This is a genomic window from Kamptonema sp. PCC 6506, from assembly GCF_000180455.1.
Classification (GTDB): domain Bacteria; phylum Cyanobacteriota; class Cyanobacteriia; order Cyanobacteriales; family Microcoleaceae; genus Kamptonema; species Kamptonema formosum.
In genome coordinates this window covers 1-23,990 of record NZ_CACA01000364.1, presented here as the reverse complement: position 1 = coordinate 23,990, position 23,990 = coordinate 1, and the positions used below count along the sequence as shown (strand labels likewise).

General features: G+C 45.2%; 20 protein-coding genes. 10 read left to right on the top strand and 10 right to left on the bottom strand.

Going from position 1 to position 23,990, the window contains the following annotated elements:
* Positions 1–55: 55 nt before the first annotated feature.
* Positions 56–823: a hypothetical protein gene (locus OSCI_RS26320; protein ID WP_007358265.1), complete on the bottom strand. Its 768-nt coding sequence runs from the start codon at positions 821–823 to the stop codon at positions 56–58.
* Between the two features lie 83 nt (positions 824–906).
* Positions 907–1,110 carry a hypothetical protein gene (locus tag OSCI_RS26315; protein ID WP_007358264.1) on the bottom strand — a complete coding sequence of 68 codons (204 nt, stop codon included), beginning with the start codon at positions 1,108–1,110 and terminating at the stop codon, positions 907–909.
* Positions 1,111–1,331: 221 nt separating this feature from the next.
* Between OSCI_RS26315 and OSCI_RS26310 the strand changes: the two genes are divergently transcribed.
* The 4 genes from OSCI_RS26310 to OSCI_RS26295 all read left to right on the top strand — a co-directional run bounded on the left by OSCI_RS26310 (position 1,332) and on the right by OSCI_RS26295 (position 6,718).
* Entirely contained in the window at positions 1,332–2,024 is a 693-nt protein-coding gene (locus tag OSCI_RS26310) for a class I SAM-dependent methyltransferase (protein ID WP_007358263.1), read from the top strand.
* Between the two features lie 236 nt (positions 2,025–2,260).
* Positions 2,261–2,893 carry a 7-carboxy-7-deazaguanine synthase QueE gene (locus OSCI_RS26305; protein WP_007358262.1) on the top strand — a complete coding sequence of 211 codons (633 nt, stop codon included), beginning with the start codon at positions 2,261–2,263 and terminating at the stop codon, positions 2,891–2,893.
* A 240-nt stretch (positions 2,894–3,133) separates the two neighbouring features.
* Positions 3,134–4,456, top strand: a complete 1,323-nt coding sequence (locus tag OSCI_RS26300; protein WP_007358261.1) for a hypothetical protein — start codon at positions 3,134–3,136, stop codon at positions 4,454–4,456.
* Between the two features lie 162 nt (positions 4,457–4,618).
* Positions 4,619–6,718 (top strand): AAA-like domain-containing protein, encoded by a 2,100-nt coding sequence (locus OSCI_RS26295; protein ID WP_007358260.1) that lies wholly within the window; start codon positions 4,619–4,621, stop codon positions 6,716–6,718.
* Positions 6,719–6,816: 98 nt separating this feature from the next.
* Here the strand turns inward: OSCI_RS26295 and OSCI_RS30955 are convergent, their stop codons facing one another.
* The gene (locus OSCI_RS30955; RefSeq protein WP_007358259.1) at positions 6,817–7,002 is read right to left on the bottom strand and encodes a hypothetical protein; all 186 of its coding nucleotides are present in this window, start codon (positions 7,000–7,002) and stop codon (positions 6,817–6,819) included.
* A gap of 257 nt (positions 7,003–7,259) precedes the next feature.
* On the opposite strand from OSCI_RS30955, the gene OSCI_RS26285 reads away from it, so the two are divergent.
* Positions 7,260–7,529: a hypothetical protein gene (locus OSCI_RS26285; RefSeq protein ID WP_007358258.1), complete on the top strand. Its 270-nt coding sequence runs from the start codon at positions 7,260–7,262 to the stop codon at positions 7,527–7,529.
* A gap of 66 nt (positions 7,530–7,595) precedes the next feature.
* On the opposite strand, the gene OSCI_RS26280 is transcribed toward OSCI_RS26285, so the two are convergent.
* Positions 7,596–9,014, bottom strand: a complete 1,419-nt coding sequence (locus OSCI_RS26280) for a GTP-binding protein (protein WP_007358257.1) — start codon at positions 9,012–9,014, stop codon at positions 7,596–7,598.
* A gap of 102 nt (positions 9,015–9,116) precedes the next feature.
* Between OSCI_RS26280 and OSCI_RS28900 the strand changes: the two genes are divergently transcribed.
* Both OSCI_RS28900 and OSCI_RS26275 read left to right on the top strand, forming a co-directional pair.
* Positions 9,117–9,266: a ParB N-terminal domain-containing protein gene (locus tag OSCI_RS28900; RefSeq protein WP_007358256.1), complete on the top strand. Its 150-nt coding sequence runs from the start codon at positions 9,117–9,119 to the stop codon at positions 9,264–9,266.
* A gap of 19 nt (positions 9,267–9,285) precedes the next feature.
* Complete coding sequence (locus OSCI_RS26275; protein WP_007358255.1) at positions 9,286–9,708, top strand: DUF6896 domain-containing protein; 423 nt, start codon at positions 9,286–9,288, stop codon at positions 9,706–9,708.
* Between the two features lie 41 nt (positions 9,709–9,749).
* Here the strand turns inward: OSCI_RS26275 and OSCI_RS30450 are convergent, their stop codons facing one another.
* Both OSCI_RS30450 and OSCI_RS26270 read right to left on the bottom strand, forming a co-directional pair.
* Entirely contained in the window at positions 9,750–9,896 is a 147-nt protein-coding gene (locus tag OSCI_RS30450; RefSeq protein ID WP_007358254.1) for a hypothetical protein, read from the bottom strand.
* Positions 9,897–10,056: 160 nt separating this feature from the next.
* Complete coding sequence (locus OSCI_RS26270) at positions 10,057–11,508, bottom strand: YcjF family protein (protein WP_007358253.1); 1,452 nt, start codon at positions 11,506–11,508, stop codon at positions 10,057–10,059.
* 318 nt (positions 11,509–11,826) lie between these two features.
* Between OSCI_RS26270 and OSCI_RS26265 the strand changes: the two genes are divergently transcribed.
* From OSCI_RS26265 to OSCI_RS26255, 3 genes are all read left to right on the top strand, one after another.
* Positions 11,827–12,690 (top strand): hypothetical protein, encoded by an 864-nt coding sequence (locus OSCI_RS26265; RefSeq protein ID WP_007358252.1) that lies wholly within the window; start codon positions 11,827–11,829, stop codon positions 12,688–12,690.
* 249 nt (positions 12,691–12,939) lie between these two features.
* Entirely contained in the window at positions 12,940–16,245 is a 3,306-nt protein-coding gene (locus OSCI_RS26260; protein ID WP_007358251.1) for an Ig-like domain-containing protein, read from the top strand.
* 281 nt (positions 16,246–16,526) lie between these two features.
* Complete coding sequence (locus OSCI_RS26255; RefSeq protein ID WP_007358250.1) at positions 16,527–19,502, top strand: Ig-like domain-containing protein; 2,976 nt, start codon at positions 16,527–16,529, stop codon at positions 19,500–19,502.
* Positions 19,503–19,944: 442 nt separating this feature from the next.
* Here OSCI_RS26255 and OSCI_RS26250 read toward each other — a convergent pair whose 3' ends face one another.
* The 4 genes from OSCI_RS26250 to OSCI_RS26235 all read right to left on the bottom strand — a co-directional run bounded on the left by OSCI_RS26250 (position 19,945) and on the right by OSCI_RS26235 (position 23,894).
* The gene (locus tag OSCI_RS26250; protein ID WP_007358249.1) at positions 19,945–20,472 is read right to left on the bottom strand and encodes a tetratricopeptide repeat protein; all 528 of its coding nucleotides are present in this window, start codon (positions 20,470–20,472) and stop codon (positions 19,945–19,947) included.
* A gap of 176 nt (positions 20,473–20,648) precedes the next feature.
* On the bottom strand, positions 20,649–21,440 hold the full coding sequence (locus OSCI_RS26245; RefSeq protein ID WP_007358248.1) for a tetratricopeptide repeat protein: 792 nt from the start codon (positions 21,438–21,440) through the stop codon (positions 20,649–20,651).
* Positions 21,441–21,669: 229 nt separating this feature from the next.
* The gene (locus OSCI_RS26240; protein ID WP_007358247.1) at positions 21,670–23,223 is read right to left on the bottom strand and encodes a DUF4335 domain-containing protein; all 1,554 of its coding nucleotides are present in this window, start codon (positions 23,221–23,223) and stop codon (positions 21,670–21,672) included.
* Positions 23,224–23,285: 62 nt separating this feature from the next.
* Positions 23,286–23,894 carry a DUF3038 domain-containing protein gene (locus OSCI_RS26235; RefSeq protein WP_007358246.1) on the bottom strand — a complete coding sequence of 203 codons (609 nt, stop codon included), beginning with the start codon at positions 23,892–23,894 and terminating at the stop codon, positions 23,286–23,288.
* Positions 23,895–23,990 lie beyond the last annotated feature (96 nt).

Genomic DNA, 23,990 nt, shown 5'->3' with positions numbered 1-23,990 from the left:
CTTTCACCACCCAAATAGCCGCGTTACGTAAATTGTGCATAATTCCTATCAGCATTTAAGCTTCTTTGAAGAAGCGAATAATTTCGCGGACATGATCTAGAACTTGTCCATCAGTGCTAAGTTGAGCGATCGCACTTTGCGCTTCCCTAGCTAGCTGAGTATGTTCTGCTTGATTTGTCGCTCGTTGGTTTTCTAATCCAGCAGCTAAGCGAGTTAATTCAGTGCGCGTTGCTTCCCACTGTAGCTGTTGAGATGCTACCCAAGAGGTAGGATTATCGGGATTTAATTGTTGTTCGAGGCGTTTAACTGTATGTTCAATCTCGTTAAAACGATGGCGGAGTTCGACAATATCTTCGCGGGGATGTAAAAATTGACCGCGAATCATTCTTAAACGCATTGCCAAATATTGATAGGCGCGTATGGCTGGGCGTAAAATAGTTAATAGCAAAGCTGCGCCAGAACTGATGTAACCAACTACACTGATGCCTGTAATAGCTAGAGTATAAAGTGCGATGGCAGAGAGGAGGTGGAGTGCGATCGCAGCAAACAAGGAGCGACGAGCTAGCATTCCCACATATTTGATTTGTTTTTCATCAACTGGAATGCCTTTTTCCGTTGATTGAGCAGCTTCTGCTAAAACTTCTTTAGATTCAAAGTGAATATTCCAGGGAACTGTAACTATTAACAGTAACCATTCAAAAGTTGCCGCAGCAATTGCCCAATCTAGAAAGCTACCTGCGGGTATGTGTAGCCATTGAAGAATGGCGAAGATAAGCAATATTAGAATGCCAAATCCAACGCTGAAACCTGCAAAATTATACATTTTGGGTATCTCTGGGTATGTTGCTCTGATTGTGGATTGTTTTTTTTAAGGTAAGTAGATATAGTGTGACACTTAGAGAAGTTTCATAGTTGCGGAGAGAGTGAGGGGTTAGGAAGAGCAAGCTTTAAGGCTTTTAGGTTTAAACTGTTGAGGATATTTGCTGCTTCAATTTCATCTATAGGCAAGTTTCGATCGAACATAAAAGCAATAAATTCCTCTTTGTTACCTTCGTTTTGCAAAATATTCCACGAGTCATCATAGAGAATTTCTATAGTCAGAACTGCCATAGTTATAGCTATAAATAATGGTGATTATCATATCCTAATCATGTTACTGCCATAGCTGCCAATTGACTTGCGCTACGATCGATTGACTTGAAAAGCGATCGCGCTCTCCTGCAAGATAAACGTACTCAACATTATTCCTCAAAATTAACCTTAATATCCTAATTCTGAATTAGTTGCTAACCTAAAATCTGAAATCACAAGTCAGCACCAAGGACAGACTGATGTCAAAGCAGACTCTCGGCCTCGACAACCCGCTTTATGATTATCTATTGTCCGTTTCTCTGCGGGAGCCGGATATTCTCGCCTCACTCCGAGAAGAAACGGCCAAGCATTCCAGAGCAATGATGCAGATATCGCCAGAACAAGGTCAGTTTATGGGGCTGCTCGTCCAACTCATGGGGGCGACGAAAACTCTGGAAATCGGGGTTTTCACCGGCTATAGCTCACTTAGTGTAGCTCTATCACTTCCTGGTAACGGCCAGATAGTTGCTTGTGATATAAGTGAGGAATACACTGCGATCGCGCGTCGCTATTGGCAAGCCGCTGGAGTAGCTAACAAAATCTCTTTGCAACTAGGGCCCGCCGTCAAAACCCTGGATAAGCTGTTATCCGCTGGACAGGGAGGAACTTTTGATTTTGCCTTCATCGACGCTGATAAAGAAAATTATGACGCATACTACGAGCGATCGCTCCAACTGATTCGCACTGGCGGCTTAATAGCAATTGATAATGTTCTCTGGGGAGGACAGGTTGTTAACTCCGAGGTGCAAGATAAAGATACTCTCGCCATTCGTGCTTTCAATGAAAAGCTGCGCCACGATCCCAGAGTTACTCTTAGTCTTGTACCGATCGCAGACGGACTTACTCTCGCACTGAAACGTCGCTGGGCTCCACTCATGGAAGCGGAATCATAAGGAATGAAAGTTGGTAATTGGTAATTGGTAATTGGTAATTGGTAGTTGGTAATTGGTAATTGGTAATTAGTAACTGGGTAATTCAGGACTTATGCGCTATGAGCAGAGAAACCGATTTTTATGGAATCTGTGCGTTGGAACTAAGTATTTTCGTAAAAAACCCGGTTTCTGGGCCACCCTTTGTAAGTCCTACAACTAACTACTAACCACTAACTACTAACAATTATAAGAAATAAATGCTAGAGTCAAATTTACACATAAAATTACCGATTCATGAAACTTTTCAGAGTACCGTCCAAGGTGAGGGTTACTGGAGTGGCACTTTAGTTGATTTTATCCGATTAGCAGGCTGTCCTGTTCATTGCCCTTGGTGTGACACTGGTTATAGCGAGGGAGGCAAAGACTTACCTAATGTACAGCGTTCAATTGTAGAATTGTTGACAGAATTGAAGTCTCCGAGAGTTGTAATTAGTGGCGGAGAACCCTTCATTCATAAAAATTTACCTCTCCTAGTTGAAAGCTTATTAGAAGTTGGTAAACAGGTAAGTATTGAAACATCAGGCTCTCACTGGCAGGAAGTTGCGGGAGAAACTTGGATTACTCTGTCTCCAAAAGAGCACGTTAATCCTAAATACCCTGTGCAAGAAAAGTTCTGGAGTAGAGCGAATGAAATCAAGTTAGTTATTAGCACGGGTGAGGAAGTTAATTTTTATAGAGACGGCTTGGTTTCTAACCCGAATATCCCTGTTTTTTTACAGCCGGAATGGAGCGATCGCTTTCGTGCAATTCCAATAATATTGCAATTGCTTCAGCAAAATCCGGGCTACAGATTATCTTTACAAACTCATAAACTCATTGGCGTACAGTAGTTAGAAGAAGGAAGAAGGAAGAAGATCGATATGAAAATGCAATCACAGTAAGAATTTCTGTAATTAATAATTTCTAACCATGTTGCTATACAAGAGATTTTAAGCGCGAATGCTTCGCCCCTACGGATATATCTACACGCATCAGGATACTCCCTGCATAAGTCCTATTGGGTGAGACATATATATAAGCGATAGAGATTAAACTAAATTGAATGCCTACACTTTTTAGAGCTAAAAAATATGCTACTCCTAACTTTTTTGACAATGACTATAGAAGGTAAATTGTCTAACTCACCTCAACTACAACAGCAGGCGATAGATGTCAATACTCCTAGCGATCGCCTGATTGAACTTGCCAGTAATAGCCCCGAATTAGCACGGCTAGTTGCTCTTAACCCAAGTACGCCAAGGGAACTATTACGAGAATTAAGTTACAGTAAAGATAGCAATACTAGGAAAAATGTAGCAAGAAATCCTAATACTTCTACTAAAGTATTGTTGAATTTAGGATGTGAGTTTCCAGAGCAATTGGTAAACAATCCTACTTTCTCTCTATTGTTACTAGAAAATTCCAATCTAGTCGATATAATTCCTTTAAATACTCTACGGAGTATCCTCAACTACGATACATTACCACTATCTTTTATTGAGCAAGCTATTAATCGGTTAGATGAAGATACACTCTTACTATTAGCCGAGAATCCTAAAACTACTAAGGAAGTATTATTCCAGCTAGTTAACAGCCAATATAGCCACGTAGCAGAAGCAGCAAAGCTTCATGTGAACTTGGCGGGTGAGATGGATTCTGGCTGGGATCGAGCAGCAATTGAGGCGCTTTTGAGCAGTACGATTGGGGGGCAAGAATTTGGGGATTTCTTAGAACAATTAGAGAAGATAAATTCAATTCCTGAATTTGCGATCGAGAGTTTGCCCAAAAATTACAGCGCTTTAAAAAAAAATACTGGTAATTGCGCTACGCCTACTAGCGAACTCGAATACTTAGCTAAAGATAATAACCTTTGGACGCAACTATTTTTAGCTAATAATCCCAATACACCTACTTCTGTACTGCAAGATTTGGCAAAAAATAATCATGTTTGGCTTTGCCAAAGTCTTGCCAATAATCCCAACACGCCTGCGGGTGTATTGCAACAGTTAGCAAAAGATAATTATAGAGGCGTGCGCCAAAATGTTGCTAAAAATCCTAATACACCTGAGAATATCTTAAAGCTGCTACTAAGCGATTCTTCTGAGAGCGTTCGCAGATTTGCAATAGCGAGATATTTGGCTCACAATGCCGATGGATTATTTACTGTCCTCAAGTATTATCCGATAGAATATTCTACTCCTTGCTTTAGTCGGTTAATTGTGCTAATGCACCCTGAATTTCCGAGTAAATTAGTACAAAAATGTGACTCGTTAGTATGGCTAGAACGTTATGCGATCGCGCAAAATTCCAATACTTCACTCGATCGGCTCAAATTTTTAGTTAATGACAGCAATCGCATTGTTCGCGCTGCTGCTAAAGACAATTTATACCAGAAGGCAAAAGGTAGAAGGTAGAAGCTAATAAAAATAATACTTTCAGTCATTATTAACCCTCTAACTACCTTGGCGGTTGCTGTCTGTGGAGGAGAACTTATTTTAGTGAACTAATTTTTCCTCAACAAGTTAAACTTTGAATAGTGCATTGCACATTCTACCGCTACTCGCGAGTCTGCCGCCATGAATCCTATAGAAAATGTAGCACTACCGCCAAACCTTCGAGGAGAAAGCGCCCTAGCCGCGATCGCCTTCACAGATGTTGAGTCTTTCACTCCTAAAATGGCGGCAGACGAAAAGCACACCCTGGGTTTGATCCAACGGGATTTTGACATCATGCGCCAAGTGTGCGATCGCTTTGGCGGTCAAATCCTCAAATCCTTGGGCGACGGTTTATTAATGTACTTCGTGAGTGCGGAAAAAGCTGTTTCCTCCGCAATTGAAATTCAAAAAACTTTTGCTATTACTGCTGCTAATTTACCCGAACGTGAGGTACTAATTCATCGTATTGGAATCCATTTAGGAGATGTCATTTTTAGCGGTAATGATGTTATGGGCAATGGGGTTAATATTGCCGCACGGCTGCAAACAATCGCCGCACCTGGGGGAATTTGTCTCTCTCAAACTGTTTATGATGTCGTCAAAAATCACATTTCTTTATCAGCAAGCTACGGTGGACTGCGGAAATTAAAAGGCATTGATGAACCCGTGTCTGTTTACCAAATTACGGGTTTTCGCAACTCACTAGAAAACCGCCATAAAGTTTTTATTTCCTATCGCGCTCAAGAACCAGATAAAAGCCTCGCTCTAGAATTTTATGAAGCTTTAATAAAGGCTGGACACGCAGCTTTTATGGCTGGTGAAAGCATTCGATTGGGAGAGAATTGGCCGACTCGGATTGAAGCAGAATTAAAGCAGTCTGATTATTTATTGCTACTATTATCTGAGCAATCTGCTATCAGTGAAATGGTAACAGAAGAGGTGCGACGAGCAAAAGAGTTACGGGATTCTCGACCGGATCGCAAACCGATGATTTTGCCAATTCGGATAAATTTACCTGTAACTTCACCTGTTAATTATAACCTCTATGGCTATCTCGATCAAATTCAGCAGCGAGAGTGGCATTCAGATAACGATACACCCAATTTAATCGCAGAAGTGCTCGATCTTGTCAAAGAAGGTCGCGATTTAAAAGAAGCTCCTAAAAATGCACCTACGATATTAGCAGCTTGGGAGAATCTTGACAGTCCTCCTTTGCCAGTTGCAGGGCCAGAATTACCAGAAGGTCAAGTCGGTTTAGCTTCCGCTTTTTATGTAGAAAGACCGCCAATTGAAGAGCGTTGTTATGAAGAAGTTGTCAGGCCTGGAGCCTTAATTAGGATTAAAGCACCTCGGCAAATGGGGAAAACATCTCTGATGGCTAGAGTGCTCCATCAAGCCGGAAATTTAGGTTATCGGACGGTGGCTTTGAGTTTTCAATTAGCTGATAGTAAAATATTTAGCGATCTAGATAGATTCTTGCAGTGGTTTTGTGCAAATATGGCCCTGGAATTGGATTTGCCAATTCGATTAGAAGATTACTGGAATGCGATTTTTGGTAGTAAAGTTGCCTGCAAATCTTATTTTGAAAGGTATCTCTTAAAAAATACAGTTACTCCTCTGGCATTGGGTTTAGATGAGGTGGATCGGATTTTTGAATATCCCGAAGTGGCGGCGGATTTCTTTGGGTTATTACGAGCTTGGCATGAAGAGTCAAAGAATAGAAATATTTGGAAAAAATTACGTTTAGTAGTAGTACATTCAACTGAAGCTTACGTGCCGATGGATATTAATCAATCGCCTTTTAATGTGGGTTTGCCGATTGAATTAACGGAGTTTAGTCGGCAGCAAGTACAAAATTTAGCACAGCGCTATGAACTAAATTGGTCAGCTATACAAGTTGAGAAATTAATGGCAATAGTGGGGGGACATCCCTATTTGGTGCGGCTGGCTTTATATCACATTGCGCGAGGCGATGTTGAGTTGGAACAATTGTTAGAAAATGCGGCTACTGATGCCGGAATTTATGGCGATCATTTGCGGCAGCATTTATGGAATTTGCAGCAGCACCCAGAATTATCAGGCGCGGCAAAAAAGGTCGTTGATGGTGTTGATTCTGTGCAATTGGATTCGATACAGGGGTTTAAATTGCATAGTATGGGTTTGGTGAATTTGCATGGTAATCATGTAATGCCGCGTTGCAATTTGTATCGGATTTATTTTCGCGATCGCTTGAAAAATTAAAAAGCGTCATTGGTATTGGTATATAGCAATCCTAAATCATTTGTGAATTTCTTACTCCCTCCCCTTAGCAAGGGGAGGGTTGGGGTGGGGTAAAAAATTTACGATTCATTTAGGATTGCTATATGACTTAGCCAAGAGCGATCGCGATCGCTAAACACTAAAATCACACTAAACCCCGATAAATCTTGGGTTTCGTCCCTCAATAGTATGCAGCATAAGGGTTCTGGCGTAAAGATATCTAGGGCTTTTGCTGTCTCTGAGATACGTACCCAGGACTTTGGCACCCAACCAAATAAACCGGGTTTTTTGACGAAAATACTTCGCCGGAACCCACAGATGCTCTCAAAAACCCGGTTTCTGGGACTCCCTGCGTAAGTCCTACCCTACTATCGATAAAATTTTTGGCAACTTTGCATAATTTTTTGAGTTTACCCAGATAAATATATAGAAGTAGTTGGCCAACGAGCTTCTTCAACCTTTTACATAAACCCGCCCCTATCCACTTTTTTCCCACAATTTATTCTATTCCTTCGGAGTCATCATGTCTTGCCACCACGATATCTTCGGAAAACCTATTTGCTGCATTCTGGAAAACCCCGATCGACCCGAAGAAATATTCTGTACAATTTGCAAGAGACAATTTATAGAACAGGAATCTAAAGAACCGAAATCTAATGCAGGTGCTTGGTTATTCATTGCTGTTATTGTAATTGTCTTAGTTCTCCTTCTAAGCGCCTGTGAAAAGCCAAGCAATTCACTTTTTATTCCCACAGTTAAAGGTGAAAACTTAACTTGGATCGATACTGATTGATAAATTTTGAACAAAAGCCGTCATTCTTTCAACTTCAGGCAGCATCTCCAAGGCACTAAAATCCCCCTAATCGAATTTAAATTCCCGTTGCAAGCGAGAGATAATAGAAGTTTTTTCGACTTGGTTAAGAATATCTTGAATAACTCTATCCTGTCCCAAAGGCCCCCAAGTACAACCCTTTTCGAGATAAACCTGAGAAGCGCGACCTACAGCATAAGTTCCGTAAGCAGCTAAACTAGCTTGAGTAACAGCAACTCCGGCAAAAGTAGAAAAATCTGCGACAATTCCAGCCGTACTTTTTCCCAAACCCAAAATTAAACCACTACCCAATTCACCAAAAAGTACCCCACCCGTACTAAACAGAATAGTCTTCCAAAGTTTACCAGCTTCATAACCAGTCATCGGCAAACCATAAAGCCTAGCTAAAGACCGAATTAGAGCTAAATCTGCAACAGGTGCGGCCAGTATATCTAAGAAAGCAATAGGATTTAAGCCCACCGCTAAACCCTTATATTTCGCGAATTGCCAAATCAAATCTTCTGCTTCCGATTGGCGCAATTTAAGAGTTTTATGGGCAATAGTTACCTCAGCTTCTCTTGCTTGAACTAGCGCATTGAGAGCGAGGATAGATCGCCCTTCTCGGTTGATAATTGTAATCAATTTTTGCTGGAGTTGATCTATTTGTGGTGGCGGCGACTCCCATTCATAAGTAACGCTACCATCAGGCCATTCAACTCTTACCTGAACTGGTGCAGGTTCTGCGGCCGCCATCACAATTTCTAGAGATTGGGGATTGAGAATTTCTCCGTCTCTACCGACTTCTTCTCCCTTCCCTAATACTTGTAGATTGTGGTAAATAGCTTGCCTATCTATCTCTGGATAGAGGTCAATCTTGTTAAAAATTAAAATCAAAGGTTTCTGAAATTTTTGCAGTTCTCGGATAGCATCATATTCAGTTCTAGTAATATCACCGGCAACCACGAACAAAATAAAATCAGCTTGGCGAGTCACTTGCTTCGCCATTTCACCTCGGACTTCACCGCCAACTTCATCGAGTCCGGGAGTATCAATTAATTCAAGTTGTATATCTCCCTTAGTCAGAGATTGAGGAATCGTCCACCTCACCGATCTCGGCCACTGAGTGACACCATTAAGAGGGCCTGTTTGCAAAATTTTCTGACCTAAAAGAGCATTCAAAACCGCTGATTTGCCGCGACTGACAAGGCCAAAAGCAGCAATGCGAATTACATTCTGGTCAAGCTTTTCTAATGTGGAATTTAATACATCTAATTGGGTTTGTAATTCTGCTTGTAATTCTGTATTTGCAGTCGGTTCTCGGCGACCAAGAGGAGAATACCGCGCTAATGCTTGCCGTAAACTAGCACGAGCAAGGGATAAGTGCAGTTCGCCTTGTTGATTTGGCCGCGCTGAGGGTGTTTCAGGCGCAAGTACCTGATGAGGTTGAGAAGGTGGAGAATTAGTCAAGGTTTAATCAGGGGAGAAACTATTATTAGTTTAGCGAATCTTCGTGATTTTGGTGTAGTTAGTTGCTAATTAAAAATTAGCAATGCAACTGTTAATGGTCGTTTGATTATTTTGGATGGGCATCACCGAGTTGTTGCTGCTAAGCGACTAAAATTAGAGAGTATCCCGATTAAACGGCAAAAAGTTTCGCCAGTTCAAGAACAGCAGCTTTTGCAGCAAGTAGCAGAGGCAGCAATAGAGTACCCCTATTAGTTATACGCTGAAATGTACTATGAATTATCTAACTAAAAATGTAGATGCAGTGGCAATTATTCAAGAATTTGCCAATCTTCAAGACGAACTTATTTCGGTATTTCGACAGAAGTATAGCAATTTAACTGACTGGACGTATCTGCTTGATTGTCCCCGCTCTGGATACTTTCACGCGAGAGAAGAAGAGTGGAGATTTCAGCAGCATGGATTAGGGATATGCTTTACAGGACAGGAATCCGGCAAAGTTGTTGATGTTCACACGGGATTATTAGATGCTCCAAGAGCGATTGACTCGTGGCGTTTATGTCAATACTTTGAGTCAATAGGCATTGAAAAAATTCATTATCTTTCGCAGATATTTGAAGTTAGCGAGCAAGATGGTTCTGAAGCTTTACTTAAATGTCTGAGGCAAGATGATACTAAGAAGGTAGACTATTGTTAGTTTAGCGAATCTTCATTGTTTTTGCTACGCATCACAATTATTTAAGATTTTTTAGGTTGTGGCTTTAAGATTTTATCCTGAACCATTTTGTCAATAATTATACCGCCAATTATCCTCGCTCCATGAGTGGTAAAATGTACGCCGTCATTGATTTTCACATATCTTTTTGTGCCAGATTTGTCAGCCACAACTTTAGTATATTTACCACCTACCGCAAATGTTTGCCAAGTTGAAATAAATTTAATTTTTGGATAAGACTTACTTACCTGACTATTTGCAAAAAAATTGGGGTAGGCTTTTCAGCTTACCCCATAATCAAACAATAATTGGTTCAAAAAGTCAAGGAATTTAAGAAACTTCAGCAGCAATTGCATTCTCATGCTTAGCTGATTCTGGTAAGAGACGCTGCATAACTTGCTTGATGAAAGTTTGCAAGACGGTGACTTGCTGATTTTGTTGGAATACGGTTTGCAGGGTTTTTGCCAGATTCACTTTCAGACTATTAACATCTGTTATATCTGTACTTGCGTCTTGAGTTTGGAAATACTCAATTAAGCTTAAACCTGCGATTCTGGTAAAATAAGCAGCACTCACTCCCTGTACGATTCCTCCCGCAACAAAGGTAATTGTGTTACTTTTCAAAATGGCGGTGATAGTCTGGGTAGATAGTTCGACTAATCCTAGTTTTAGCATCTGATTGGCCAGCGTGCCTGCTACGATCTTAGCCCGATCTACGGAGAATTTTTGCTGATAAATAGCACCGATATCGATTACCATTTGGGTGCTGATGGCGGCTGTTGCTAGCAAGTCTAAGGCTGCTACTGGATTGGCAAAAGCAGCGGCGGCGGCGATGTACTGATATTGTTCAATTATGGGTAAAGCGCGATCGCGTCTCACTCCATTTAATGCCGTTTTTACCTCGGATTTTAGCTGCGATGCTAATCGAATGGTACTCGCCCAGACTAACTTTTGACTTTCTTGAGTTAAGATTTGACTTAATCTTTCAGTCAAAGGTTGAATTTGTGCGGTTTGTGGCTCAGTCCACTCTTTAATTGTGCCGTCTGGTTGGTGTTGGCGGACTTTAATCGGATTAGGGGAAGATGCGATCGCAACGATATCTTCGGCTGCTAATATTCCCGCCATTCTCTGGCGCAATTGCTGCAACACCTGTGCTTGTTGTTCTGGCAAATATTGGTCAAGCTTATTCCAAACTAGCACTAAGCGCTGACCTGCGGCAACGAGCTGCGATAATATTTGAAATTCTGGATCGGTGATATCGCCAGCCGTGACAAACAAGACTAAATCGGAAGAGATTTTTACCTCATCTTTACCGATAAATAATGGTGCTGCTTCCCGAAAAGTTAACTGTTGCGAGTGTTGCTCTGTCCAGTTAGATTTTAACTGTTGAATTAAAACAGTTTTGCCGACAGCTTTGCCACCAGCAACGCAGAGGTGTAAATCTTGCCGATCTAGTTCTGCTGTTAACTGGCTGAGCTGTTGTTTTAAGCTGGAATTAGCATCACAATTTAGTGCTTCTGCTGCTAGTAAATTAATCGCAGTTTCAGTTGTCGCGATCGCCTTCAGCGCCATTTCCCGATCCACAGGTACAGGTGCAGGTGTAAAATCGACAGAGGGCGATCGCCCTTGCCACCACCACCACCCCACACCACCTACCGCCACGCCCAACAGCGCCACTTCACCGAATTCTGCAACAGAGTGCTGAAGGCTATCTAACAGCCAAAGCGCCAAAGATAACCCAATCCCGCCCACTAAAATAGGTCGCCGCAAGTTAAGTGTCATTTCTCCCTTCCTTTGGGTACTTAAGGCCTAGCTTCAACAACCCAAAGCTTGGCATCCATCCCTCTCTCTATGCTAATCTCTGGGACGGCAAACGATCGCAAAAAACTTATAGCAACCGCCAAGGCGGTTAAGAGGGACTAGGGGCTAGGGGCTAGGGGCTAGGGAAGAGGAAAGAAGGGTTGAGAATCAGAGTTTTAGGAATTCAGAATGTCCTAAGCGCCTTGGGGACTGCTATATCCCTTCCCAAACTAAAATTTTTCCCAAACTATAGCAACCGCCAAGACCATGAGAACATTCTAAATCGATCGCAGTCGAAGGGTGCGATCGCGCCAAGGCCCTTACATCTTCCCATCTCCCCCCTCTCCCCCCATCCCCCCGCTCCTTCGCCCCCTCTCCCCATCTTCAGACATCGATCCTGTACGTGCCGGCTTGATCGCCGATCGCTGCTTTTGTCCAGACTCAGAAAACCCTCGTTTGCTGAGAGCTAATACCTTTGCGCGGTGGGATCGACTGGGATACAGAGCCACCACAGCTTACGAAGAGATAGTAGACTGGATCGAAGAACAGCGATCGCAGCAACAACAACACCTCCTAGCCAGCCCCGTTGTCCTCATTGACCGAGCAATTCAGAAATTCCTCCTCAAAGGCCGCCATCTACCCTACAACCAGCTAGCCGCCTTACGGGAATTAGTAGAAACCGCTGTACACTATTGGGAAATCGACGGGCGGCGGCGATTAAACGAACCTGCTACATACTCCCAGCCAGCCGCGATCGCACAGTTTATTCAACTTCTCCGACGCGGTACAGTCACCGCCAACCCCTTTCCCGTGCGGACAGCCGGACTTAGTAGCCGTGCGATCGCCCTAGCCACCATCTTTCAGTACCGCGCCAGCCGCCGCGCTCACAAATACCATTTTTGGCTTGATGCAGGTTCCCCCCTCTGGCTGAGTGGCGGTGCAGCAACCCTGTTTGCAGCTCCCCTGTTCCTTCAGAAACACCCCTGGCATCCCAATCAAGCCGAAGATGTACAATTTGCCAACGAGCAAAGACTACGACGAATTTTGCTAGATTTATTAAGCCGCTGTTCCTACCTCTACCTTTGCCACAGCGAACTAGCCGCCAACGGACAAGAGCAAGCAGGGCCACTACTACCTCTGGTTTATGCTTCCATATTCCCCTGAAAAAGTCAGCCTTACTCTCTGAAATGGAAGTTATAACAAAATAGATGAGTAAAAAAAACGTCAAGATGTTAACATTTTTAGGGCAAAATAGATCGAGATTAAAAAATCTATATATCTCTTGTCAATTTGCTTGAATATGTTAAAACTAATCAGGATTGTCGATAAATTTAAAGTCTATTTTTCCTGAGAAACTAATCTTCAAACCCTTCGTCAAGTCCATAGGGATCGTCTAAAAAAGGAGTTGTAATCATGCCCGGTGCAGTGCCAGTAGGTTTTGTCGGAGATGGCCCTCCCTTTGTGTTAGGGCCGGATGAAACTCTCGGAGGAAGTCCAGCCCCATCTCCGACCCCAACCCCAACCCCAACCCCCACACCTACACCAACTCCCACCCCCACACCTACACCAACTCCCACCCCCACCCCCACACCCACACCTACACCTACTCCTGTTGCCGATGACACTACACCGGGAGCCGACGACACCCTACCTCCCGCCACTGGTGACGACACCTTACCGGGCAACCTGGGCGGAATTATCAGAGGGACTGAAACCAATGACTCCTTAGTTGGCAGCCCCAGAGTAGACGTAATCTCAGGGTTAGGAGGTGCTGACACCCTCATCGGTGATGGCAGCGACGACGAACTTAGAGGAGATGATGACGACGATCTACTCTTTGGCAACACAGGTCAGGACACCCTCGATGGCGGTACAGCCCTTGATACCCTCTACGGCGGCAAAGATAACGATTTATTGTCTGGCGGTAGTGAAGGCGATCTTCTCTTTGGCAACAACGAAAACGATACTGTTATCGGCGGTGATGGCAGAGATACCGGTTATGGCGGTAAAGGCAACGACAGCTTGCGCGGTGGTTCCGCTGACGACAGCCTCTTCGGAGATTTAGGCGAAGATATCGTCTGGGGAGACCAGGGTAACGATACCCTCTCTGGCGGTGGAGGTGACGACCTCTTGTTTGGCAACGAAGGCGGCGACTGGCTCTTCGGCAATGACAGCAAAGATACTATTTTTGGAGGCGAAGGAGACGACATCGTTTTCGGCGGCGACGGCGACGACAACATTGTTGGCGAAAGCGGTAACGACGTTCTCTGGGGCGAGTTCGGTAGAGATACCCTCTCCGGCGGTGATGGCAGAGATGTCTTTGTCCTTGGTACCTTCACAGCCCCCAATCCTAGCAACGCCAGCATTCCCCTCGTCACCACCACTGGCGGCCCCGATATAGCCGATGCTGACTTGATTACAGACTACCGCAGCGGCGATCTAATCGGACTGAGTGGCAGCCTCAGATTTGAAGACCTCGTAATCTTTCAAAGCACCGATGCTAGAGCCGGAAGTACCATTATCCGTAACGGTACTACGGGCGACTTTTTAGCAGTATTGCCAGGAGTAGATAGCAGGACGCTCGGTCGGGCTAACTTCATTGCCGCCCCCACAAGGCCAGGGCTAGCAACACCACCACCTTCTCCCTCTCCTACTCCCGTTCCTACCCCAGACCCATCAGGAACACCAACCCCAACTCCAACTCCATCGGGCACACCAACCCCGACTCCTACCCCAACTCCATCGGAGACACCAACCCCAACTCCAACTCCATCGGGGACACCAACACCAACTCCATCGGGAACGCCAACTCCGACTCCATCGGTGACACCAACCCCGACTCCTGCGATCAATCAGCCCCCAATAGCGGTCAATGACAGCGTTACCACCGTTGCCAACCAAACAGTTTCCTTTAATGTCCTAGTTAACGATACTGATGCTGACAGGAATATTCTTAACGTCAGCACCTTTACTGCAACTGTTAACGGACAACTAGAGCCTGTGGCTGGGGGAACGTTCCGATATACTCCCAATGCTGGTTTTACTGGTAGTGACAGCTTCAGCTACTCGATTACTGACGGCAATGGCGGCACGGCTCAGGCAAGTGTCACTATTAATATCAACAGTCCGCCACGAGTAGTTGTTAACGAAGGCATTATTGTCTCCAAGAGTTCTCCAGTCGAGATTATTTCTGTTGAGGAACTGTCTGCTACAGATGCCGATACTCCGGCAGAGCAGCTAATTTACACCTTGACGAAAGCACCCGATCCTGCAAAAGGATTTCTGCAAAGGGGAACCAGCTTTGTCAATATCGGTGACAAGTTTAGCCAGCAAGACATCCTGAACAACATAGTCAAATACACCTTATTAGCTCCTACTGGCAGTGATAGCTTTGCATTCACAGTTAGTGACGGATTTTCTAACACTCCGCAGTCTTCTTTCAGTATTACTGTCGTAGATAGTATTTCCGATCGCACTGGCATTATCAACGACAACTTCTCAGGCACGGCGCTCAGCGATTATATTGTCGGTGGGACTGGCAATGATACCTTCTTGGGAGGTGATGGCAATGACATCATTGATGGTAGAGCAGGTAACGATTCCATTTTAGGGCAAGCAGCCAATGACTCCCTTTTAGGTGGTACCGGCAACGATGTTTTAAGTGGTGGAGACGGTAACGATACCGTTGATGGTGAAGATGGCAATGACACTATTGATGGCGGGTTTAACAATGACCTGCTATTCGGTGGAGATGCCGACGACTCACTCAGTGCTGGGGAAGGCAACGATACTGTTTATGCCGGAACCGGCAATGATGTCCTATCAGGAGATGCCGGCGATGACTCCCTATACGGAGAGGCTGGCAGTGACATTGTGACAGGAGGAGTTGGCGATGACACCATTGACAGCGGTGCCGGCGACGACATTGTTGATGGCGGCGTGGGCAGAGACTTAATTGATGGTGGCACAGGCAATGATTCAGTATTAGGAGCCGATGGTGACGACACTGTACTCGGCGATGACGGTAACGACACGCAATTGGGAGGTGTCGGTAACGATTACCTCTTAGGCGAGGGCGGTAGCGATTCTCTATTGGGTGAAGCTGGCAACGATACTCTTGATGGTGGAGATGGCGGCGACAGCCTCAATGGTGGATTTGGTAATGATTTGGTCTTAGGCGGTGGCGATAATGACACCCTCTTTGGCGCTGCGGGCGATGACATCCTGGGTGGCGGATTTGGTTCCGATCTCCTGACGGGTGAGGCCGGTAATGATTTCTTCTACTTTGAAACTCCCGCAGAAGGTGTAGATATCATTAGCGATTTCAATGTCAGCGGTAGCGATGCTTTCTTGTTCCGCTCGTCCAATTTTGGCGGCTTTACCAACTCTGGCACGTCTAACGACTTCTCTAGTATTATTATTAGGAATATCGGCTCGGCGGGCGATGATATTGGTGGTCAAGAGGTGATATTGTTTGAGGCAAAATTTGACAATGCTCAAGCTGTAAATGCCGCTTTGAAAAATCAAAAAGGTTCGGGTCAATCAGGAGCTTTCTTTGTCTATCTGAACAATACTTTTAATAAGTATCTTTTGGGTTATGACCCGAATGTTAGTGATGATAGTCTCCCCGCTTTTGACTTGGCTGTACTCAATTCTATTCCTACGTTACCTGGTGCTTTAAGCACTGTAATTACTGCATCGGAGTTCAAGTTTATTTAACTGTTAACTGTTAACTGTTAACGGTTAACAGTTAACAGTTAAAGAAACTTGAAAGATGAGTTTTGCAACGTTAATATTCGGAGGGTGGGCGCTATTATCTCATTCAATTAGCAAGAAATATCGTTATAGCAGCGCCCACCTTACTTCTATGTCTTAATTGACGAAGGCGATTGCTATAACTAAAACAGTTAAAAACTAACAGTTAACAGTTAACAACTAACAGTTAACAACTAACAGTTAACAACTAACAAAATTTAGCGTTTATTTAAGGAGGCGGAACAATGCCAGGTGCAGTGCCAGTAGGCTTTATTGAGGACGGGCCACCGTTTTTGCTTCGAGATGAAAATGGCGAGATTACTGATATTCTCCCTACACCAACCCCAACGCCTGCACCTACTCCCACCCCAACGCCAGATCAGGGTACGAGTCCTTCTGTGAGTCAGGGGACAAGTCCTTCCGTCAGTCAAGGTACAAGTCCTTCTGTAAGTCAGGGGACTAGCCCTTCCGTCAGTCAGGGTACAAGCCCTTCCGTCAGTCAGGGTACAAGTCCTTCTGTAAGTCAGGGAACTACCCCTTCTGTGAGTCAGGGTACGCGGCCTGCCATAACACAAACACCTGCACCTGTGGAGACGTTGACACCGACTCCTACTCCTCCTCCAGAACCAATATTTGTTCAGGGTGTGGTTCAGGGAACCAACCTGGACGACTATTTAATTGGTGGCCCTCGGAATGACACTATTTCAGCGCGTCCCGGTGATGATACCGTTTTTGGGGGGGACGGCCCAGATTTGCTCCGAGGCGAAGAAAATAACGACTATTTGAATGGTAATGCTGGCAGAGATACTGTTGAAGGCGGGGCAGGCGATGACAGTGTAAGAGGCGGTAAAGATGACGATCTGGTTTCTGGAGATCAGGGTAGCGATACTACTTATGGCGACCAGGGTAACGATATTGTCTTTGGTAGCGAAGGTAATGACACGCTTTTTGGTGGTAAAGGTAATGACTGCTTGCGTGGTGGTGGCGAGGATGACTTAGTTTCTGGCGATCGCGGCAATGATACTCTTTTTGGCGATACCGGTAACGATACTGTACTCGGTGGTGGTGGTAGCGACCTTCTGTTAGGCCAGGAAGGAGGAGACAGGATCAACGGCGGTGCTGGCAACGATACTGCTAGCGGCGGCGAAGGAGACGATATTATTTATGGTGGTGAAGGTAACGACGAACTTGCTGGTGATAGTGGTGATGACGTTCTCTCTGGCGATCGCGGTTCAGATACATTCACTGGCGGTGAAGGCAGAGATACCTTTGTTATCGGTAGATTTAGCACTCAACCAGCTTCCCTCAGTAGTGGCAGTGCGACTACTGGCGGCGTTAATTTAACTGATGCTGACCTAATTAGAGATTTTACTGACGATGATGCGATCGCCCTTACAGGTGATTTGAGATTCGCAGACTTGGAGATATCCCAAGGAACAGGCTCAAATTCCAGCAACACCATTATTAGAGACAAGCGCACGGGCGAATTTTTAGCAATACTGCTCGACGTTAAACCTACAACTGTCAACGAATCAAGGTTTACAACAAATCCCGTTCCGTTTGTTGATGAAAACCCATTTCCCATTCTAGGTACAACTCCCTCGACAACGGGCACAACTCCCTCAACAACGGGTACAACTCCTTCGACAACGGGCACAACTCCCTCGCCCGTAACGGCAACGCCAACTCCTACGCCTACTCCCACACCTACGCCAACTCCCACACCTACGCCTACGCCAACTCCCACACCTACGCCAACTCCCACACCTACGCCAACTCCCACACCTACGCCTACGCCAACTCCCACACCAACAGCAACACCCACACCTACTCCTACAACAACGGGTACTAGCCCTTCTCCTGCAACGGGTACTACTCCAAGTTCACTACCAACCCTAGTACCGTCACCAACTCCTAGCGTGAGTCCAGGCCCTTCTCCCATACCGCCACCAACTCCAACTCCTGGGTTAGGGCCGACTTCCCCTGCTTTCCCAACGGCGACAACCAACCAACCGCCAATCGTGGAAAGCTCTAAGAGCCTAGTAACCAGTCAGGACATACCTTTAGCCCTTAGCATTCAAACACCGAGTGACCCAGAGGGTGCAGCGTTAACAGTCACAGTGACACAACTGCCTAATCCTACCTTCGGTCAAATATTGCGAAATACCTCTGTCACCTTATTGAACGAAAAATTGAGCGTTCAAGACTTGACCTCGCTCAGATTTGAACCTGCAACTAATGTCACTGGGAAAGCTGGATCGTTTAGTTACAGTGTCAGCGATCCTGAAGGTGGTACAGCAACATCCTCGATCGCCATCAATATTAATCCGTTTAACGCTAACACTGGTACCCAAGTTAATACCCCGCCAACTGCGATCGATGACGGTTTAATTCTGACTACTACTAACAATCCTCTCCCAACTCTAATTAATGTACTAGCCAACGATAGTGACGCTGAAAACCAGCCACTGAGGATCATCAGTCTCAGCACCACTAAAGCTGGCTCGACGGTAAATCTTGGCGGTACAGGGGTGCAGTTCACCCCTGCTGGTGCTGCTGGTACTGTTGCTTTTACCTACACCATCAGCGATGGCTTTGGGACGAGTCCAGGTACGGCCGCAGCTACAGTTAACGTTCAGGTATTTTTGGCAGATAGCGGTGCTAACACTATTGTGGGCGGTTCTTTCCCGGATAACTTCAACGGTTTAGCTGGTAGCGATACGATTGATGGGGCAGGGGCAAATGACACTATTAATGGTGGACTTGATAATGATGTGCTCATAGGCGGCGCTGGTGTTGATAGCATGAGCGGCGGCGGCGGTAATAATACATTCCGCTATACTAGCCCTACTGATGGAGGTGCAGTTTTTGAGGCGGCTTCGCCTGCGGGAATTAATGCTGCGATCGCGGCTGGCGGCTACGATATTATTACGGATTTTGCCGCTCTGGGTGTACCGATTAACGACCAGTTTAACTTTACCCCTGCATTCCCCAATCTCAAAGGCGCAAACCAAATTGTATTACCAGTGCAGACAACTGTTTCGCTTAATATTTTGGGAGGAACTGCCTTCTTATTTGCTTATGATGCGGGTGGCAGCACTTACATCATTTACGATGGTAACGCCGATAATACTAGCGGTAACGATTCTCGCATCTTAGCGAAATTAAATGGTGTTACTGGTGTCCCATTCCTTTCTCCTTTTGACTTTACTTTTATCTAGAGAGATAACTAGACAGGACTTACGCACCTAACCAAAGAAACCGGGTTTCGACTTTCGCTCAACCAGCAGTTTTTTGACGAAAATACTTCTTTGTGACCCACAGATTCTCTCAAAAACCGTTCGGCTGACGCTCACGGCCCAAGCCCGGTTTCTGGGACTCCCTGCGTAAGTCCTCTCTAATACCAAATCCGGGTTTACTACACCCTTTATTGTCATTGCGAGCGAAGCGAAGCAATCGCAGAGACTAGGCGATTGCTTCGCTTCGCTCGCAATGACGGATTATATTATTACTAATAAAGGGGATGACTAACTGGTATTTGGTATTATAGCAACCGCCAAGGTATTTAAGGCACTCGCTTATTGCTGAAGCCTTGATTCTTTTCCCTTCTTCCCTTCTTCCCCTAGCCCCTAGCCCCTAGCCCCTAGCCCCTACCTATAAATATTACTCTAACCCATTTTCTTTCAACACTCGCTCAATTGTTTCAGCTTCCTGATTTTGACCTTGCTGCTTAAATAAATCCCTAGCTTTTTTTAGCGGTTCCGCCGCTTCTTGGGGTCGATTTTGTTCGTAAAGTGCTCTCCCTAAAAGATAGTGAAGAACTGCTACATTAGGCTTGAGACTAACAGCCTTCTCAAAATTAGAAATAGCTTCTTCTAACTTATCTTGATTAGCTAAAACACTGCCCAAATTAGCATAAGCCTCTGCAAAGTTAGGGTTGATTTCAATTGCTTTGCGAAATGCTGCTTCTGCACCTGCTAAGTCTTGTTTCTGAACCAATGCCACGCCTTTCTGAAAATAATCATTGGCGCTGGAATTCTGAGCTAAAATTTGGGATGCCAATAGTGTCCGTGTAGGTTTTGCTGCCTTTACAGATGGCAAGTTAGTAGCAGCAATAGCTTCAGAAGTTATTAGCGTTACTGCTACAGCAACAATAGTCAAAATCTCCCTAGTTTTGAATTTTTTTAACATTTTCCCAAAAAATGTAGTGGTAGATATCTATCTGAAATGAATACTCATCTTCCAGGGTGGGCGCTACTATCATTTCATTTGATTAGGATAAAAATCGTTAATTCAGCACCCACCAAAGCTGTTGTTACTATCGCTAGTGACTAACAACTAACAACTAACAACTAACAACTAAACAACTAACTATTATCTGTAACACTAGCACGCGCTTCCTGAGTAATAGCCAAATTCTTTTGAGTTCTCGCCCATTCCTCCGGGAATTCTGTTAAATTATAGACTTCCAAGGCATTTTCGTAACAGGCAAGAGCACGCTCCAAATTTTCCTGACGATCGAAATAAACGCGATCGCCATAAGCAGCGGCCAAATTATTTTGAGTCCCGGCCCAAACATCTGGGAAATTATCGCGGCTAAAAATTGTAGAGATTGCTTCATAACCTGCGATCGCAATCTCTAAATTGTTACCTCTATCCCCTCCGGGAAATTGCTGCATTAAATTGCTGAAATTGCCAATCACGCCAGCCAAAGCTAAACTCTCCTCTGCATCTACTTCTGGTAGAGTAGCCATTGCCCAAGATTGTAACATTTCAGCTAAAACTGGATCGAGTTTATTTTGATTTGCTTCCAAAATCGGATATACGATCTCCGGGTCGGGATTTTCTGAGATTGTCTGCAATATCTCACCCAAAAAATTAAAATACTCACTAGGTATTCCTTCTGGTAAGGACAAGTCCAAAGCTTCTGCTAATTGAACAGCAATTTCTTGCAAAAAGGAAGCGGCTTCCTCATTACCATCCTCTGCTATCCTTACTGCTGCCATTTCCATTGTTTGCACCAGGCCAATATCTAATAAGTCAGGATAGGAATTCAGAGTTTCTGCTTCTTGACCCGTCTCGCAACTCAGCAGGTCATGAATGACTTTTAGATATGCTTCAATGCGTTCTTCATTAATTTGAGGGTTGTTACTGGTCATTGTTAGTTGTTAGTTGTTAGTTGTTCGTGGTTAGTCGTTAATTGTTAATTCTTGGCTGTTGTTTTTAAGTATTGAGGCGGGAGGATTTAAGGGATTTCTCACTTAAGAATCGAGATATTGGCGAACCCGCCCCCGATCGGAATTATGCCTAACTAACCAGGCTTAATATTATTTGTTCCTTATGCTCGCAACTATCAACTAACAACCAACAACTAACAACTAACAACTATCAATTCAAAGATTCCAAAAACGCTTGTACTTTACCATTTGGTCTTAAGACCAAGCGAATTCTAGGAGTTTTTCCGTCTTGGATAGCAGAGACAAAAGGCTCCCCCACTAAGGGCATATTTGTGCGGTCTATGTAATCCCCAGCCGCTTGCCCGCGAGGAATAATGCGTTGAATCGACCCATTGGGATCTAGTTGCAAACTGTATTCTAAAGTTTCCTTCAAACCTTCAGGGGGAGTCCAATTCTGCTCGAAATAAGTTCTAGCCTCTGTAACTTGGGGAATTGTATCAAAAAGAGTGCGGTTGCTGTTAGGTGCAGCAGCCTGGGTATTTTCCTGTGGATTTACTGGCGATGGAGCATCTGCTAGGGGAGGCAGTTCGGTGTCCCCTGGAACTGCGGAGGGGATTCTGCTAAGAGTAGATGGGTTTGGCAAAGTCGGCAACTCGGAAGCTGACGGTGGCCCATTTGACTCTGGAACAGGTATGGGATTTTGAGCAATAGGAGCTTGTTTGGGAGCTCTAGCAATGGGGGCTTCTTGGGTAACGGGTGCTTGGCGATCGCTTAAATCTCCCGGAATAGTAACAATACGTTCTGGGGGACTCGAAGGTTCAGGGACAGGCGGTTGGGGAAATAGCGGTGGCGGTGGCTGCACTGGGTTAGGTTGTGCGGGAGTAGGGGGAGTGGGAGTCGCGGCTTGTGGCGATGCGGGGCTAGGTAGTATAGTCCCCGGCGGTGGCAATGGTGGTAATGGCGACTTGGCGAAAGCAGGGGGGGGAGGTACAGTCTGAATGGGACTTGGAGAGATCGGGCTGGCGATCGCGCTAGGCGTTGAACTAGGTACCTTCATCGCAGTTTGCTCGTTGCGGTCAGAGCGATCGAGCAGTTTAATCGCACCGGTTGTCAATCCTACAGTTAAAAGTACCACTGCTGCACTGCGGAGCCAGGGTGTAGAAGCTTTACTTTCGCCTGAACGCTTGAAGTTAGGCAAAGCTAGCAATTCTGTGGCATATTCATCAAGAGCTGTGGCGATGTCAAATAGCTGCAAAGCGCTCAGTTCGATCGCGATTCTCGATGTATCATCCGCTAGCTGCCCTAAAAATAGCTCGTGAGCCAGTAAGCCCCGCGCTTGCAGGCGTGGGTGAGCAGTAAGGAGAGGAGAAGTATTCGGGGAGTAGGGTGTTTTTGCATCCACCGTACTCGCTTCCTTTTCAAAAGGGTTGCGGTCTTCGTTCAAAATTACAGTAGGCGCTGTTGAGAGTTCCGAGCCTATTTCCGCAATTGTGTCTGTACTTCCCGACTTTAATCTGAGAGCGCCAGTCGGGGGTTGGCTGAGAAAGTCTTGCACATAAGTGCTTACCACTTCGTGTAGGGCTTCAAGTTGGGCGCGATCGCCTTTAAGCGTAACGTGCCTTTCTTCTGGTAAGCGCGGATCGTCGAGCCGCAGCTCGAAACGAAGAGATTTTAACACTGGTTTACCCGCCCAACGAGAGAGGGGCGAAACTTTAGCCGTGATTTCTAGGGTGCAAGTGGGGGGCGTGTACCGTCGCAGAACCATAGGGGTAATTAAAAAATTAAAAATTAAAAATTAAAAATTTCAGGAACAAACTGATGGCATTTTTAATTTTTGGAACGGTCTAAAAGGGCTAACCAGAGGCGACGATGACCGTCTGGGCTGCTGTAGAAGAGCAAATCAATTAGGAGTTTGAAGGCTAACTGAGTCAGGTTGTCTGAGGTTAAGTCTTCTGCATCTTCCATGCGATCGGAGTAAGTATTGCTGAAGGTATCCAGATAATCTCCTAGCAGGGCAACTGTATGGGGTTCGCGGTTTTGCTCAGTGAGTTGTTCGAGCAAGGCGACGGCCCGACGGATCAAGGCCTGGTGTTGCTTAGCCAGATGACAGACGATTAAAACTAGCGATCGCGCTTCTTCCACATCTAGTTTTTTGCGCCCTCCCTGACTTTTCCGCAAGGGATTTGACTGTCTGAGCCGCCACAGGCTTACCCTATCTGCCACTAACGACTCTAGATTTAGTTCCGCCGCTACTCGGAGCATGGCATCAGAGCCAATCCCAGCCAAAGCTTCGAGCGCTAGCAGCACTAAATCCAGTTGGGCTTTAATGTTGTCTAGCTGCGTCGGTTCCGGTGCTTTCTGGGTCAGTTCCTCCCACTTGGGAGAAACTTTGCCTGCGACGTTTGTAGGATTTGGGAACTTCACGATAGAGGGCATAGCTTCAGCTTATTGAATAAGACAGAGTTTGGCAAAGCCGTTACGAAAAATGAGACAGAGGAGCTGGGGAGCGGGGAGTCTGGGGGCGGGGTAAAG